The organism is Vibrio sp. THAF190c, from assembly GCF_009363355.1.
In the GTDB taxonomy this organism is placed as follows: Bacteria; Pseudomonadota; Gammaproteobacteria; order Enterobacterales; family Vibrionaceae; genus Vibrio; species Vibrio fortis_A.
Genome location: NZ_CP045338.1, coordinates 490,924 through 503,514, shown reverse-complemented (window position 1 = coordinate 503,514; position 12,591 = coordinate 490,924). Strand labels below are relative to the sequence as shown.

Sequence of the window (12,591 nt, the reverse complement as noted above, 5' to 3'; positions counted from 1 at the left end):
CTTAGTATTATGACGATCATCAATGGGTAAGCCGTATACTCCCATTAAAGACAAAGGAAAAAACAATGAAAAAAATCGTCTTGCTCTCCACCCTTCTTATCGGCCTCGCAGGCTGTAGTCAAGGAAATCAAACAATGGAAGACAGAACCAACAACCCATGTGGCGACAAGCCTAACTGTGTCTCAACTCAAGACTCTCGTGAACAACACAACATTGCTCCATTTACTCTCGCTGATGGCGTCAGCCTGTCTCAGATTGAAGCGGTCATCTTGCAGCAGCCTAGAACCAAAACGGCCGTAAAGAATGACGATTACTTACGTGTTGAATTTACTAGCAAGATCATGCGTTTTGTCGATGACTTAGAACTCAAAGTTGAAGGCAATAACCTTTTGGTTCGTTCAGAGTCTCGTACCGGTCACTCGGACTTTGGCGTGAACCGCAAACGCGTGGATACCTTACGAGCAGAGCTGACAAAAGCTGGGCTAATTAAGTAATCATACCCACTATTTTTGATACCGAAGAGAAGTGCACAAGTGCTGTCGCTTGATGCTTCTCTTCCATGCTACAATTTCACCCTATTGTAAAAACAACCTTATTAAGAGACTACACATGAAAATCGGCATCATTGGCGCAATGGAGCAAGAAGTTGCGATCCTAAAATCAGCAATCACAGAGATGACAGAAGTGAAAAAAGGCGGCTGTACCTTTTTCTCAGGTCAGTTAAATGGTGTTGATGTTGTGTTACTGCAATCTGGTATTGGTAAGGTAGCGGCTGCGGTAGGTACTTCTATCCTGCTAAGTGAATATCAACCAGACGTGGTTTTAAACACTGGCTCTGCAGGCGGTTTTGATTCAACGCTTAACCTAGGCGATGTGGTTATCTCTACTGAAGTTCGTCACCACGATGCAGACGTGACAGCATTTGGTTACGAGATCGGCCAAATGGCAGGTCAACCAGCAGCATTCCAAGCAGATGCAAAGCTAATGGACGTTGCTGAGAAAGCACTAGCACAAATGGAAGACACACACGCAGTGCGCGGCCTAATCTGTACTGGTGATGCTTTCGTTTGCACGGCTGAGCGCCAAGAGTTCATCCGCAAGCACTTCCCATCTGTAGTAGCAGTTGAGATGGAAGCATCTGCAATCGCACAAGCTTGTCACCAATTCGAAGTACCGTTTGTTGTCGTTCGCGCCATCTCTGACGTAGCAGACAAAGAGTCACCAATGAGCTTTGAAGAGTTCCTACCGCTAGCAGCGAAGAGCTCTTCTGAGATGGTGATTAAGATGGTAGACCTACTTAAATAAGTCACTCAAGATGCAAACACTGTTTGATCAGGTATTTGCAAATGGCGTGCTCCTCGTTATGTGGGGGGCACTGCTCTTTCATTTAATCTTACCGATTCCTCACAGCGCTCACCCAGTTACTCTCTGGCACAAGTTCGCTGAACTGCTCGCTGACAAGGTAAACAACAATCGCAACTACTCGCAGAGCTTAATCTCTGGAACCTTAGCTTGGTTGTTGATGTGTTTTCCTGCTCTCATTCTGCTTATCGCCCTCAAGCCTCTGATGTGGCAGCCGCAACTATTTGAACTTGCCCTTCTGTTGCTTGCCATCGATTGGCGCAACAACGAGAAGCTTGCAAGCCAACTGATTCGCGCACTCAGTCAGGATAATAAGCCGCAAGCACGCAAACTGCTCGCGCCTGTGGTTAATCGACAAACCGATACGCTGTCTACATTGGGACTTGGAAAAGCCTCTGCCGAAACTCTGATTATGGGTTACGGTCGCAACGTCATCTGCGTGCTTTTTTGGTACGCCATTGGTGGAGGCATTGCGGCGCTCATGTATCGTTTGACCGCAGAGTTGGCACGCGCTTGGTCACCAAGCCGACAACGCTTTGCTCCATTTGGTTCAAGCGTAGTGAAAGTGGTCGCGGTTCTAGAGTTTATTCCATTACGACTGTTTGCCTTGATGATTGTGGTTGGGCACAACGCAAGTAATACCTTCTCGATGATGCTGACTCAGAGTCGTTCTTGGCCACTGCCAGGCCCTGCTTGGCTTATCACTTCAGCGGGCAATAAACTCGAACTATCCCTGGGTGGTCCAGCAATCTATGACAATGTTAAAGCGGTAAGAGCCAAACTGGGTGGTCGAATTGCACCATCAGCGCTGCACTTAGCCCAACTGCAAAAAATGCTCGCTTGGCGGATATTGGCGTGGCTACTGATTCAAAGTGCTCTATTACTGATTATTCACCAAGGGATTTAATGTGAAGTTTTCTTTCTCTTGTGCAGCTATTTCTGCACTTTCACTCTGTTTATGGCAATCCAGTGCACAGGCAGAAACTCATAGCGAAGCAAAGCGTGTCGTTAGTCTTGCCCCGCACGCCACAGAGTTGGCTTACAGTGCTGGACTGGGTGACAACTTGATTGCAGTGAGCGAAAGAAGCGACTACCCACCCGAAGCTGATAAACTGCCTAAGGTCGCCAACTATCAAGGGATAAAAGTCGAAAAGATCATCGCGCTTCAACCCGATCTGATTCTGGCTTGGCCCGCAGGCAATCCACCGAGAGAGCTTGCGAAGCTCAAACAATTTGGCTTAGAGATCTACTACTCACAAACCAAGAGCCTAGACAGTATCGCCAGTAATATTGAGCACCTCAGCCAATATTCTAGCAACCCTAGCGTTGGACTCAGCAACGCCAAAGCTTATCGGGAACAGCTTGAGCAGCTCAGGGCTAAGTATCAAGACGCCGAGCCAGTTCAATACTTCTACCAGTTGAGTGAGAAACCGATCATCACTGTTGCACAAGGTCATTGGCCAAGTGAGGTCTTTGATTTCTGTGGCGGCCAAAACATTTTCGAAGACGCTGCGACCTCTTACCCGCAAGTGAGCATTGAACAAGTGGTACTGAAAAAGCCTGAGGTTATCTTCACCTCTCGCCATGCCATTGAGAACGGCACCATGTGGAGCGATTGGGGTGATGAGATCCCAGCAGTTGAAAAAGAGCAGATTTGGTCACTCAATTCTGACTGGATAAACCGCCCTACAACACGAACACTACAAGCTATCCAACAGGTGTGCGATTACTTTGATAAAGCACGTCAAAATCGCTAACTATTTGATGCGATTTTTCGTACAATTCGCCGTATACCTGTCCCTACAATTTAAACTTTAAGAGCATCAGTATCATGGACTCCATGCTGCTTTACTTTATCGACTTATTCGGTACGGCTATTTTTGCCATCTCAGGCGTATTTGTCGCTGGCCGCTTGAAAATGGACCCATTTGGTGTCGCCGTTCTAGGCAGTGTGACTGCTATTGGTGGCGGTACTATTCGCGACATGGCGTTGGGTGCGACTCCCGTATTCTGGATCACCGATACCACGTATCTGTGGGTTATCCTTATTACCTGTCTGCTGACAATGATCATCGTAAGACGTCCGAAACGTCTCCCATGGTGGATTCTGCCTGTGTGTGATGCTATCGGTTTAGCTGTGTTTGTTGGCATTGGTGTAGATAAATCGTTGAGCTATCAAGACTCAGCACTGGTTGCGATCATCATGGGTGTGATTACTGGCTGTGGCGGCGGTATTATCCGCGATGTACTGGCTCGAGAAGTACCAATGATCCTACGAAGCGAAGTGTACGCAACAGCATGTATCATCGGTGGTGTATTCCACACAACGGCTCTTAGCATGGGACAAGACTCCGAGACAGCTTTCCTAGCCGGTGTCTTCTCTACCCTATTGATTCGTCTAGGAGCAATTCGATGGCACCTATCTCTGCCAACATTTGCCCTCAACAAATAGTACTCTAAGCGCTTGAACCTCATAACAAAAATCAAAGGCTCTCCGGAGCCTTTTTTGTGCCTGTCGATCCTCTTCCGTCACTCAAACTTGCTCTTAGCAAAACAAAGCAGATTAAATAAAGTTTTTTATTTACTTAGTCATTTTTTGAACTATATTAGTAAACAAATAGCTTTATAAAGTTATTTATTTACTAATTAGAGAACACTGGAGGTTCCCATGCAGGCTTATGTTGAACACGCAAATATCACCGTCAGTAACATTGATGACGCCATCCAATTTATCCAAACCGCGATCCCTGAATTTAAAGAGCGCCACCGTGGACAAACAAATTATCGCTGGTGCCATATCGGTACTGACGACAGCTACATTGCACTTCAAGAGGTCGTTGCAAGAGAGCAAACCGATCGCTCCCCTTATCTAGACGTAGGCATCAATCACATTGGTATCGTTGTTGATGACGTTGATCGTGTTCAGAAACGCTTATTAGCTGCTGGTTATGAACAGAATGATATCGGAGAGGACAATCCGTTTCGCAAGCGCGTCTATTTTTACGATGCAAGCGGTGTTGAGTGGGAGTTCATTGAGTACCTTACTCAGGATGCTGAAAACAAAAATCGCTACGAGGATTAACCAATGAGTCAGATCGGTATTGTTTTCTTCTCTAAGTGTGGTGCAACGAAAGCTGTCGCCCATGCCCTCGCCGAAGGTGTCGAGGCTCAATCTCAATCCGTCACCATGATTGAGGTGCTACCCAGTGAAATTGTAGAGGGTCGCTACATCAACGAACAGAAGCTCAAGCGACTTGGAGAGTGCGATGCAATTGTATTTGGCTCCCCAACTTACATGGGTAGCCCAGCGGCGCAATTTAAGGCATTTATGGACGCCAGCAGTGAGCCCTACTGTGCTAAAGCTTGGCGTAATAAATTCGCCGCAGGCTTTACCACGGGCGGCAGTCTCAATGGAGAGCAACAACAAACACTATTGAGTTTCTTCACACTGGCGTGTCAGCATGGAATGTTATGGATTGGACTCGATGCCTCTAAGCATACCGATGATTTAGGCCTCAATCGTACAGGCTCTAACATCGGTTTGGTGTCGAGTATCGATGATGGGGAGGAGAGCGTTAATGGCAATGACCTACTCACTGCTCGATATTACGGCACCAGAATCGCAACGCTAGTTCAAGAACTGACAAGTAAAGAGTAGAGCCCAAGGTCTGATTGAGATAAGTTGGGGGGTATTATTCCCAACTTTCATCAATAACTCTATGCTACTTGAAGGTATTGAAACACTGCTGGTGCTCAGCAAAGCAAAAACCATGAGCCGCACTGGTAGCTTGTTGTACATCAGTCAATCTGCAGTCAGCAAACGCATTGCTAATTTAGAAAAGAAGTTAGGTAAAAAGCTGATCGAACCCAATGGGCGACAGATTAAACTCTCTCCAGATGGCGTTGCTCTTATCGAGAGTATCGGCCCTGCGTTTAATGAGTTACGCGGACTGATCTATGAACAGCAAGAGCTAGAAGACACCACGCTAATCACCTTAGATAGCTCTAAATCACTGATTGCTGGCTACTTAGGTAAAATGATGGGCGACTTTATCCAACATGATAAATACATCACCATCACCACCAACCACACACCACGGATCATAGAACGAGTGCAATCAGGGAAAGCGACTCTGGGGTTGTGTGCCGGGGTACTTCCCCCTCATCACGGATTGATGACCTTTCATCTATTCGACGAACCATTCTACATTGTGAGTTCAACACATTTAGAGTGTCTACCAGAGCGTGTCATCACTAATGACATGACCAATCCAGCCAATAGCTATCAATTGTCCGTGCTTGAGAAGTTTGGTGTTAAACCGCTAATGGAGATGGATGCTTATACCGCAGCCGCACAGCTGGCGCTTGGTGGAACAGGCCCTGCACTGATTCCTCTATCAATCGTCAAAACCCTCAATATTGCCCCTCAATATCTGTTTAGTTTTGAAGAGCTCAAAAACTTGATTCGCCCGATTCACATCTGTGTGCGACCAAATAGCTATCAATCACCGCGAGTTAAAGCACTGATAGAATCCATTGTTGATGCTGTTCCCAAAGCAATTTAGAAGCCATCAACATTGACATCACAATCACCAAAGGACGAATCCACTTTTGTCCTTTAGTGACCACTACCTTGGCACCTAATTGTGCACCAATAAAGCCACCAACAGCCATCACTAATCCAAGCTCCCAGATTGGTAGGCCAGCAATAATGAAGAAGATCAGTGCGGCAATATTCGATGTAAAGTTCAACACTTTGGTGCGCGCAGTCGCATCAACTAAAGAGAAGTGACCAATTGCGACAAAGCAGACCGTGAAGATAGAACCGGTACCCGGTCCAAAGAAGCCATCATAAAAGCCCACACCACCACCAACACACAGCGCAAACATCGCCTCCGAGATACGTTGCTTCCCTTCGCTGCTCTTAGTTTGTGGGGCTAACAGGAAATAGAGTGAGATCGCAATCAGTAGCAGTGGGATCAAGCTAGTGAGCAAACTCGCATCGATGTATTGGACTAACTCGGCACCAATCGCGGAGCCGATAAAGGTACACAAGATAGCGAAACGCATCTCTTTGATACTCACGATACCATTGCGCACAAAGTACCAGCTTGCGGAAAAACTGCCGAACGAGCTCTGCAGTTTATTGGTCGCCAATGCTTGAGTCGGCGGAACGCCTGCGGCCAGAAGCGCTGGGAGTGTCAACAGTCCACCACCACCAGCCATCGCATCAATAAAGCCTGCAGCTGTCGCCACAAAAAACAGTATGGCTAGAATCTCAATGGTAATGTCCATGTGTCTCACTCCTTAACGTTGAGAGCACAAATTACCACTGAAATAAAAATGAAAACAACGAAACACAAGACAGTGACCTATTCCATTTTTTCATCGTTACTTTCACGCTCTTAGTTCGTACACCTCACATAAAAAAGGCCGCTCAACTGAGCGGCCTTTGCGACATTTATATCCGTTTAACAGCGATTATGCTTCAGAAGCTTTAACCTGAGCGTGTAGCTCTTGTACTGAAGTTACCGTTGTTTTCGCGTCAGCTGTGTGAGCCATACACGTTGCAAACGCTGCGTTTAGCGTTGTTGTGTAGTTCACTTTCTCTGCTAGAGCACCACGACGAAGTACTTTAGAGTCTTCAATCGCTTGACGGCCAGCTGCAGTGTTCACGATGTAGGTGTACTCGTTGTTCTTGATACGGTCAAGAATGTGAGGACGACCTTCGTGTACCTTGTTCACTAGACGTGGGTTGATGCCCGCTTCGCCTAGGATAACCGCAGTACCGTGTGTAGCATCTAGTTGGTAACCTAGCTTAGACAGCTTAGATGCTAGGTCAACAACACGCTCTTTATCACCAGCGCGAACAGAAAGTAGCGCACGACCACCTTCAGGGTAAACATTGCCACAGCCTAGTTCTGCTTTTGCGTATGCTTCTGCGAACGTTGCACCAACACCCATAACCTCACCTGTAGAGCGCATTTCTGGGCCTAACAGTGGGTCAACACCAGGGAATTTGTTGAACGGTAGTACTACTTCTTTAACAGAGTAGTATGGTGGGATGATTTCTTTAGTAAAGCCTTGGGCTTCTAGAGATTGACCCGCCATAACACGTGCTGCAATCTTAGCGATTGGCGCGCCTGTTGCTTTAGATACGAACGGTACTGTACGCGCTGCTCGAGGGTTCACCTCGATTAGGTATACTTTGTTGTTCTTCACAGCAAACTGCGTGTTCATTAGACCGCGAACACCTAGCTCGAATGCTAGCTTTTCAACTTGCTCACGCATTACGTCTTGGATTTCTTGGCTTAGCGTGTATGCAGGAAGAGAACATGCTGAGTCACCTGAGTGAACACCCGCTTGCTCGATGTGCTCCATGATACCGCCGATAACCACACGCTCACCGTCACAGATAGCATCGATATCGACTTCAACTGCGTCGTCTAGGAAGCTATCTAGTAGAACTGGAGATTCGTTTGATACGCTTACTGCTTCGTTGAAGTAGCGACGTAGGTCTTGCTCGTCGTATACGATTTCCATCGCACGACCACCAAGTACGTAAGAAGGACGTACAACCAGTGGGTAACCGATTTCACGAGATTTCTCTACCGCTTGCTCCATCGTCGTTACTGTCGCGTTTTCTGGCTGTAGAAGACCTAGACGGTCAACTGCAACTTGGAAACGCTCACGGTCCTCTGCACGGTCGATTGCATCTGGGCTAGTACCGATGATTGGCACGCCAGCTGCTTCAAGTGCGCGAGCCAGTTTCAGTGGTGTTTGACCACCGTACTGAACGATAACGCCTTTTGGCTTCTCAACGCGAGCGATTGCTAGTACGTCTTCCAGTGTTACTGGTTCGAAGTACAGACGGTCAGACGTGTCGTAGTCCGTTGAAACTGTCTCAGGGTTACAGTTAACCATGATAGTTTCGTAACCATCTTCACGTAGAGCTAGTGATGCGTGTACACAACAGTAGTCAAATTCAATACCTTGACCGATACGGTTTGGACCGCCACCAAGAATCATGATCTTGTCTTTGTCTGTTGGGTTCGCTTCACACTCGTCATCGTAAGATGAGTACATGTAAGCCGTATCAGAAGAGAACTCAGCCGCACACGTATCAACGCGCTTGTACACTGGGTGGATGTCGTATTGGTCACGTAGACGACGGATTTCGCTTTCCGCAACACCTAGAATCTTAGATAGGCGTGCATCAGCAAAACCTTTACGCTTCAGCTTGTTAAGCTCGTCTTTGTTCAATCCAGCAAAGCCTTTCGCTTTAAGCTCTTGCTCAAGCTTAACGATGTCTTCGATTTGAACTAGGAACCAACGGTCGATTTGCGTTAGGTTGAATACGCCATCTACAGACATACCCGCACGGAATGCATCCGCGATGTACCAAATACGCTCTGCGCCCGCTTCTTTTAGTTCGTGACGAATTGTTGTTAGTGCGTCTGGCGCATCTAGGTCAACCATTTCGTCAAAGCCAGTCGCGCCAACTTCTAGGCCGCGAAGTGCTTTTTGTAGCGATTCTTGTTGGTTACGGCCGATAGCCATAACTTCACCAACAGACTTCATTTGCGTCGTTAGACGGTCGTTAGCACCTGCAAATTTCTCGAAGTTAAAACGAGGAATCTTAGTTACTACGTAGTCGATTGTTGGTTCGAATGATGCTGGTGTTGCGCCACCCGTGATGTCATTTTGCAGTTCATCTAATGTGTAACCCACAGCCAGTTTCGCTGCAATCTTAGCGATTGGGAAACCTGTCGCTTTAGAAGCTAGAGCAGAAGAGCGAGATACACGTGGGTTCATCTCGATGATAACCATACGGCCATCTTTCGGGTTGATACCAAACTGTACGTTTGAGCCACCTGTTTCAACACCAATCTCACGCAGTACCGCTAGAGATGCGTTACGCATCAGTTGGTATTCTTTGTCTGTTAGAGTCTGTGCTGGTGCAACTGTGATTGAGTCACCCGTGTGGATACCCATTGGGTCGAAGTTTTCAATCGCACATACGATGATACAGTTGTCCGCTTTGTCACGAACCACTTCCATCTCGTACTCTTTCCAACCGATTAGAGATTCATCGATTAGAAGTTCGTTTGTTGGAGAAAGGTCTAAACCGCGACGACAGATCTCTTCGAACTCTTCTTTGTTGTATGCGATACCACCGCCAGTACCACCCATAGTGAACGATGGACGGATGATACAAGGGAAGCCAACCATATCTAGAACAGCGTAAGCTTCTTCCATGGTTTTCGCAGTGTCAGCACGTGGACACTCAAGGCCGATAGACTTCATCGCCTTATCGAAACGAGAACGGTCTTCCGCTTTATCGATAGCGTCAGCCGTTGCACCAATCATCTCTACACCGAACTCTTCAAGAACGCCGTGCTTCTCAAGATCTAGTGCACAGTTAAGAGCCGTTTGACCACCCATTGTAGGTAGAACTGCGTCTGGCTTCTCTTTCGCAATGATGTTGCGAACAACTTCCCATTGGATTGGCTCGATGTAAGTTGCATCAGCCATATCAGGGTCAGTCATGATGGTCGCTGGGTTCGAGTTAACTAGAATAACTCGGTAACCTTCTTCGCGAAGCGCTTTACAAGCTTGAGCACCAGAGTAATCGAACTCACATGCTTGGCCGATAACGATCGGGCCAGCACCTAGAATTAGAATACTTTTAATGTCAGTACGTTTTGGCATTGTCTACTACTCCGAATTACGCTGTGTGCTGTTTAATTAGTTCAATGAAGTGGTCGAAAAGCGGTGCCGCGTCTTCTGGACCTGGGCTCGCTTCTGGGTGACCTTGGAAGCTGAATGCTGGCTTATCTGTGCGGTGGATACCTTGTAGAGAACCATCAAATAGCGACTTGTGCGTTGCACGTAGGTTTTCAGGCAGCGTCTCTTCATCTGCAGCAAAACCGTGGTTTTGTGAAGTGATCATCACAACATCACGATCTAAATCTTTAACTGGGTGGTTTGCACCGTGGTGACCAAACTTCATCTTCACCGTCTTAGCACCCGAAGCTAGCGCTAGGATTTGGTGACCAAGACAGATACCAAAGATTGGTAGACCTTTCTCTAGGAATACTTTTGTCGCTTCAATCGCGTAAGTACATGGTTCTGGGTCACCAGGGCCATTTGAAAGGAAAACACCGTCTGGGTTCAGTGCTAGAACTTCTTCCGCTGATGTTTCAGCTGGAACAACTGTTAGGCGGCAGCCGCGGTCAACAAGCATGCGCAAGATGTTGCGTTTTGCACCGAAGTCGTAGGCAACAACGTGATATGGCAATTCTGAGTCTGCTTTCGCTTCAGGAAGTCCACCCGTAAGCGTCCACGAACCTTGTTTCCATTGATACGCTTCTTTTGTTGTAACTTCTTTCGCAAGGTCCATACCTTTTAGGCCAGGGAATTCTTTAGCCTTAGCCAGCGCTAGAGCCTCGTCGATGTTGTTACCCGCTACGATACAACCGTTTTGAGCACCCTTCTCGCGAAGAATACGCGTCAGCTTACGAGTATCGATATCAGCGATACCAACAACGTTTTGCGACTTTAGGTAATCAGAAAGGGATTGTTCATTACGGAAGTTAGAAGCGATAAGAGGGAGATCGCGAATCACAAGGCCTTGAGCGTGGATTGAAGAGGATTCTTCGTCTTCGGAATTGGTTCCGGTATTGCCAATGTGAGGGTAAGTAAGAGTTACAATTTGTTGAGAATAGGAAGGATCAGTGAGGATTTCTTGGTACCCCGTCATCGAGGTATTAAAAACGACTTCACCAACAGCAGAACCGTCTGCGCCAATGGATTCACCGTGGAATACTGTCCCATCTTCTAGGACTAGCAATGCTGACTTTTTCAAGACAACCTCCAGAAATAAAAATGCATTAAAATTGATTTAATTTGCAAATCTACCTTCCTGCAACACCCAAAACTGCGTGTTTATGGAAATTAGACAAATTGGCGGTATTTTAGTGATGCCCGTGATTTGTGTCAACATTTAACGCAAAAGAAATTAAACATTTGTAGCCACTTATCCAACTTTCTCTTTTAAAGCTTCAAAAGTACTAGTTTTACAGGGGTGACGAGGGGAAATTGAGATTTTTTCAACTCTCGTTATCATTTCACTCTAAGTTAGAGTGATAGAAATATTGATAAGAAAGCGCAAACGTTAAATAACAAGAGGAAACAAGAAATAAAGGCAATCTCAAACAAAAAACAACCAAAACAAGACAAAAAACACAATAAACTAAGCGTATTTCCACCACCTTAGTTAAGTTTAATTATCATTAGAATTGGCTAAATAAACAAAGCGCCGGCAATTGCCAGCGCATAATTATCTATTTACAGTTCGTTCAAACCAAGCACATCTGTCATGGTATAAAAGCCTGCTGGCTTGCTATCCAACCAAACCGCCGCCTTTATCGCACCGTTAGCAAAAGTCATACGATCCGTTGCTTTGTGGGTAATTTCGACACGCTCACCGATATCTGCAAACATTGCTGTGTGCTCACCAATGATGTCGCCGGCACGAATGGTTGCAAAACCGATCTCATCTTTAGTGCGCTCACCGGTAATGCCTTCACGAGCCCAAACCGCAACGTCATTCAGATCATTACCCATAGCGCCCGCGATCGCTTCGCCCATACCAATCGCAGTGCCTGATGGCGCATCGACTTTATGACGATGGTGCGCTTCAACAATTTCAACATCACAGTAATCACCCATTACTTTTGCCGCTTTCTCAAGCAGCTTAAATACTAGGTTCACACCAACACTGTAGTTAGGAGCCATAACAATTGGCATCTCTTTAGACGCAGCGGCAATCACTTGTTTCTCTTCTTCAGAGAAGCCGGTTGTACCAATCACGAGCTTTTTGCCATGCTTCTTGCACAGTTCAATGTTCGCTAGAGTGCTGACAGGCGCAGTAAAGTCGACGATCACGTCAAACTCTTCTACCACTTTTGCTAGATCATCAACTAGGGCAACCTCAAAACGACCTTCACCACACAGCTCACCGATATCGACACCGACCAGCGATGACTCTGGGCGCTCTGAACCAGCACCAACCGTCGCATCTTTGTTTTGGTGAGTAGCTTTCACCAAGTTACGGCCCATGCGACCTGCTGCTCCTGCAATTGCAATTCTTACCACTGCATTTATCTCCATTGTTTGGTTTGTCCCCTGCATACATTCGCAGAACGACTCAAGTTCACTATCTCT

12 protein-coding genes are annotated in these 12,591 nt (G+C 46.7%); 8 read left to right on the top strand and 4 right to left on the bottom strand.

Translation table 11 applies throughout. The annotated features are described in order from the left end of the window. The first annotated feature begins 65 nt into the window (after positions 1 to 65). The 8 genes from FIV04_RS02280 to FIV04_RS02245 all read left to right on the top strand — a co-directional run bounded on the left by FIV04_RS02280 (position 66) and on the right by FIV04_RS02245 (position 5,927). Positions 66 to 494: a DUF1499 domain-containing protein gene (locus FIV04_RS02280; protein ID WP_152468155.1), complete on the top strand. Its 429-nt coding sequence runs from the start codon at positions 66 to 68 to the stop codon at positions 492 to 494. Between the two features lie 115 nt (positions 495 to 609). After that, a complete protein-coding gene (gene mtnN / locus FIV04_RS02275; RefSeq protein WP_032553134.1) occupies positions 610 to 1,305 on the top strand; it encodes a 5'-methylthioadenosine/S-adenosylhomocysteine nucleosidase in 696 nt (231 codons plus the stop codon). A 10-nt stretch (positions 1,306 to 1,315) separates the two neighbouring features. After that, positions 1,316 to 2,269: a cobalamin biosynthesis family protein gene (locus tag FIV04_RS02270; RefSeq protein WP_152468154.1), complete on the top strand. Its 954-nt coding sequence runs from the start codon at positions 1,316 to 1,318 to the stop codon at positions 2,267 to 2,269. Positions 2,270 to 2,297: 28 nt separating this feature from the next. Continuing rightward, positions 2,298 to 3,119 (top strand): vitamin B12 ABC transporter substrate-binding protein BtuF, encoded by an 822-nt coding sequence (btuF, locus tag FIV04_RS02265; RefSeq protein WP_253895393.1) that lies wholly within the window; start codon positions 2,298 to 2,300, stop codon positions 3,117 to 3,119. A 74-nt stretch (positions 3,120 to 3,193) separates the two neighbouring features. Continuing rightward, positions 3,194 to 3,814 carry a TRIC cation channel family protein gene (locus tag FIV04_RS02260; RefSeq protein ID WP_032553131.1) on the top strand — a complete coding sequence of 207 codons (621 nt, stop codon included), beginning with the start codon at positions 3,194 to 3,196 and terminating at the stop codon, positions 3,812 to 3,814. A gap of 216 nt (positions 3,815 to 4,030) precedes the next feature. Beyond that, a complete protein-coding gene (locus tag FIV04_RS02255) occupies positions 4,031 to 4,444 on the top strand; it encodes a VOC family protein (protein ID WP_152468152.1) in 414 nt (137 codons plus the stop codon). Positions 4,445 to 4,447: 3 nt separating this feature from the next. After that, complete coding sequence (locus FIV04_RS02250) at positions 4,448 to 5,020, top strand: flavodoxin family protein (protein WP_152468151.1); 573 nt, start codon at positions 4,448 to 4,450, stop codon at positions 5,018 to 5,020. Between the two features lie 61 nt (positions 5,021 to 5,081). Continuing rightward, positions 5,082 to 5,927, top strand: a complete 846-nt coding sequence (locus FIV04_RS02245; protein ID WP_152468150.1) for a LysR family transcriptional regulator — start codon at positions 5,082 to 5,084, stop codon at positions 5,925 to 5,927. Here FIV04_RS02245 and FIV04_RS02240 read toward each other — a convergent pair. The 4 genes from FIV04_RS02240 to dapB all read right to left on the bottom strand — a co-directional run bounded on the left by FIV04_RS02240 (position 5,878) and on the right by dapB (position 12,537). After that, positions 5,878 to 6,657 (bottom strand): TSUP family transporter, encoded by a 780-nt coding sequence (locus FIV04_RS02240; RefSeq protein ID WP_152468149.1) that lies wholly within the window; start codon positions 6,655 to 6,657, stop codon positions 5,878 to 5,880. The two genes, FIV04_RS02245 and FIV04_RS02240, sit on opposite strands and share 50 nt — an antisense overlap. A 186-nt stretch (positions 6,658 to 6,843) precedes the next feature. Then, the gene (gene carB / locus FIV04_RS02235; RefSeq protein WP_152468148.1) at positions 6,844 to 10,074 is read right to left on the bottom strand and encodes a carbamoyl-phosphate synthase large subunit; all 3,231 of its coding nucleotides are present in this window, start codon (positions 10,072 to 10,074) and stop codon (positions 6,844 to 6,846) included. A gap of 16 nt (positions 10,075 to 10,090) precedes the next feature. Beyond that, on the bottom strand, positions 10,091 to 11,230 hold the full coding sequence (gene carA / locus FIV04_RS02230) for a glutamine-hydrolyzing carbamoyl-phosphate synthase small subunit (RefSeq protein WP_032553126.1): 1,140 nt from the start codon (positions 11,228 to 11,230) through the stop codon (positions 10,091 to 10,093). Between the two features lie 482 nt (positions 11,231 to 11,712). Next, a complete protein-coding gene (gene dapB, locus FIV04_RS02225; protein WP_172974216.1) occupies positions 11,713 to 12,537 on the bottom strand; it encodes a 4-hydroxy-tetrahydrodipicolinate reductase in 825 nt (274 codons plus the stop codon). Between the last annotated feature and the right edge of the window lie 54 nt (positions 12,538 to 12,591).

What these genes read in the sequence shown, in the direction of transcription:
- FIV04_RS02280 (WP_152468155.1), top strand. Translation starts at nt 66, where the DNA reads ATGAAAAAAATCGTCTTGCTCTCCACCCTTCTTATCGGCCTCGCAGGC.
- mtnN (WP_032553134.1), top strand. Translation starts at nt 610, where the DNA reads ATGAAAATCGGCATCATTGGCGCAATGGAGCAAGAAGTTGCGATCCTA.
- FIV04_RS02270 (WP_152468154.1), top strand. Translation starts at nt 1,316, where the DNA reads ATGCAAACACTGTTTGATCAGGTATTTGCAAATGGCGTGCTCCTCGTT.
- FIV04_RS02260 (WP_032553131.1), top strand. Translation starts at nt 3,194, where the DNA reads ATGGACTCCATGCTGCTTTACTTTATCGACTTATTCGGTACGGCTATT.
- FIV04_RS02255 (WP_152468152.1), top strand. Translation starts at nt 4,031, where the DNA reads ATGCAGGCTTATGTTGAACACGCAAATATCACCGTCAGTAACATTGAT.
- FIV04_RS02250 (WP_152468151.1), top strand. Translation starts at nt 4,448, where the DNA reads ATGAGTCAGATCGGTATTGTTTTCTTCTCTAAGTGTGGTGCAACGAAA.
- FIV04_RS02245 (WP_152468150.1), top strand. Translation starts at nt 5,082, where the DNA reads ATGCTACTTGAAGGTATTGAAACACTGCTGGTGCTCAGCAAAGCAAAA.
- FIV04_RS02240 (WP_152468149.1), bottom strand. Translation starts at nt 6,657, where the DNA reads ATGGACATTACCATTGAGATTCTAGCCATACTGTTTTTTGTGGCGACA.
- carB (WP_152468148.1), bottom strand. Translation starts at nt 10,074, where the DNA reads ATGCCAAAACGTACTGACATTAAAAGTATTCTAATTCTAGGTGCTGGC.
- dapB (WP_172974216.1), bottom strand. Translation starts at nt 12,537, where the DNA reads ATGGAGATAAATGCAGTGGTAAGAATTGCAATTGCAGGAGCAGCAGGT.